3 protein-coding genes are annotated in these 2,782 nt (G+C 45.9%); all 3 read left to right on the top strand.

The genetic code is table 11. From position 1 onward, the window contains the following. Nucleotides 1–885 (top strand): DUF362 domain-containing protein (locus tag J7K79_RS08275; protein WP_296907433.1); only part of this gene is annotated, 885 nt, incomplete at its 5' end. 95 nt (nt 886–980) lie between these two features. Then, nucleotides 981–1,445, top strand: coding sequence for a ferrous iron transport protein A (locus J7K79_RS08270; protein WP_296907431.1), 465 nt, complete (start codon nt 981–983; stop codon nt 1,443–1,445). Continuing rightward, nucleotides 1,414–2,782, top strand: a 1,369-nt coding sequence (feoB, locus tag J7K79_RS08265) for a ferrous iron transport protein B (protein WP_296907429.1), incomplete at its 3' end; no start/stop codon positions are given. The genes J7K79_RS08270 and feoB, both read left to right, overlap by 32 nt.

Here is a 2,782-nt window from a genome sequence, read left to right as displayed (position 1 = left end):
GTCACCACGCATCCTCTTATCTTAAAGAGTGTTCTCGAATTTCTGATCGATCGAGGAACTCAGCCTTTCGTTGGTGACAGTCCCGCCTTCAGCAGTTTCAAGAGAGTGATAAGAGTCTCCGGTGTGGAAAAAGTATGCAAAGAACTTGGAGTTCCCTGTATACCACTGGACGATTCCGTCGAGGTGAGCGGTGAGATCTTTCAAAAGATCAAAATCTCCCGTAAGGTTTTAGAAGCTGACAAAGTGGTTAACCTTCCAAAACTCAAGACACATTCTCAGATGGTGATGACACTTGGTGTGAAAAACACCTTCGGATGCGTGATGGGGTTGGAAAAATCTTCCTGGCACATGAGAGCAAAAAACTACGACGATTTTGCAAACCTCTTGATAGATGTTCATTGCATCGTTTCCCCCGTCCTTACGATTCTCGACGGAGTGGAAGGCATGGAAGGAAACGGCCCTACAAACGGCAAGAAAAAATTCTTCGGCATCGTAGGCATTTCAAAGAACGCTTTTGCGCTTGACGACGCTGTGTGTACCTTGCTAGAAGTGGATGAGCTGGTTTACACGGTAAAACATGCAAGAAAAAGGAATCTCGTTCCGGAGTACAAAATTGTGGGATCCTTCTCATCTAGCGTAGAACTTCCTTCCACTGTGTCTACTATTTCGAGGATTTCCAGGGTATTTTCAAGAGTTTTCGTGAAGTACCCCATCATTGACAGAAAAAAGTGTGTGAGATGCGGACTTTGTGAAGAAAGATGTCCTGCCTCGGCGATGGATATTTCCTCCCAAGAAATCGACTACCGCAAGTGCATAAGATGCTACGTCTGCCACGAAGTATGTCCTCACGGTGCCATAAAGTTGGTCAGAAGACTCGCACAGTAACCATATGCAATACACATATATTGAAAGCTTCGTAACATCGGTGATATAATTTTCTTGTAGTTTTTGAGAATCGTTCTCAAAAAGGAGGGGCCTTGATGAGATTGTCAGACCTTACACCCGGAGTTCGTGCAAGGATTGTATCTCTGAACTTTTCTGGAGATCTCCATGAAAAACTCGTAGGAATGGGTATCATTCCCGGCGAAGAGATCGAAATCGTTCAAATAGCACCCCTCGGTGATCCGATCGTCTGTAAGGTAGGAGGAAGAAGCATCACCTTGAGGAAAAAAGAAGCAAACGGCATAGAAGTGGAAACGAAATCCAATGAGCTGCCACTCTTTCTTGCAAACGACGGTGTTTACCGGGTCATCGATTTAAGAGGAGGAAGAAGGTTCTTGTTAAGAATGAAAGCTCTTGGGATAGAGAGAGGAAAAACGATGGTAGTCTTGAGGGGGAGATACTCCGTTGAAGGGCGAGAGATATCTCTGGGACGAGGAGAGGCTATGAAGATCTGGGTGAGGAGGATAGAGAATGTTTCTGAAGAGAAGTACACAAAGAGCTAGAGCATCCCAAGAAGTTGTAAGAGTTGCCCTTGCCGGCTGCCCGAACGTTGGCAAAACAAGCCTTTTCAACGTCCTGACAGGTACAAAACAGTATGTGGCCAACTGGCCAGGTGTGACCGTTGAGAAAAAAGAAGGCTTTTTCACCCACAGGGGTTATAGAATAAACCTAGTCGATCTTCCGGGAACTTACTCACTTGGATATTCGTCGATAGACGAAAAGATAGCACGAGACTATTTGCTCAAAGGAAACACCGACATCGTGGTTGTTGTGGGAGATTCTGTCAATCCAGAGCAGAGTCTCTACCTGTTACTCGAGATTCTAGAGATGGAGAAAAAGGTGATCCTTGCTCTGACCGCCATAGACGAAGCTGAAAAAACAGGAATCAAGATAGACAGATACGAACTCCAAAAGCACCTGGGAGTACCTGTGGTTTTCACCTCTGCTGTCACTGGCAAGGGAATCGAAAAACTCAAAGACAGGATTGTCGAGTACTATGAGGAGAAAGATATTTTTCACAGGGTAGTGATAAGGTACGGAGAGAAAATAGAATCGGAAATATCGCAGATCGAAAGTGTTCTACGAGGAAAAAAGATCAGAGTGAACCCAAGGTACTTCGCTTTGAAATACCTTTCGGGCGATCCGGCGTTCTACGGAGAAGGTGTAAAGCTGGGACTTCCGACGCTGAGTGAAGAGGAAAGGATCGGTTACCGCCTTCTCATTTCAAGGAGAAAGCGAGAGTACGTTGAGAGCATAGTGAAAGAAGCATATTCAGATGCGAAAGGAAAATCTCTGTCCTCGTCAGAAGCGATTGACCATGTCTTAACGCACAAGTTCCTGGCTTTTCCTCTTTTCTTTGCTCTGATGTACCTCGTATTCAAGTTCACCTTCGATATCGCCCAAGTTTTCGCGGACCTCCTCGACTCGGCTTTCTCATATCTAGGCTCACTGATAACAACCACGCTTGGGGAAAACGTTCTCACCTCGCTACTTTCAGATGGTATCATCGGAGGACTAGGAAGTGTTCTGGTGTTCGTACCCAACATCTTTGCCATGTTTCTCGCACTCGGCTTTCTGGAGGAAAGTGGATATCTTCCGCGAGCAGCTTTCGTGATGGATAGAATCATGGAGAAGTTCAAGTTGAGTGGGAGGGCGTTCATGTCACTCATCCTCGGATTCGGTTGCAACGTACCTTCCATCATGGCCACTCGTTCCATCGATGATCCTCAAGAAAGACTTGTCACGATTCTGATTGCCCCGTTCATGAGCTGCAGCGCCAGACTTCCCGTGTATCTTCTCATTTTGAGAATCTTCTTCCCGAACATTTCAGCTGCCATGC

It is taken from the genome of Thermotoga sp. (assembly GCF_021162145.1).
GTDB lineage: Bacteria > Thermotogota > Thermotogae > Thermotogales > Thermotogaceae > Thermotoga.
This window is presented reverse-complemented; position numbering and strand designations above follow the sequence as displayed.

Excerpts from the sequence above, each read along its gene's own strand:
- J7K79_RS08270 (WP_296907431.1), top strand. The coding sequence starts at position 981 with ATGAGATTGTCAGACCTTACACCCGGAGTTCGTGCAAGGATTGTATCT.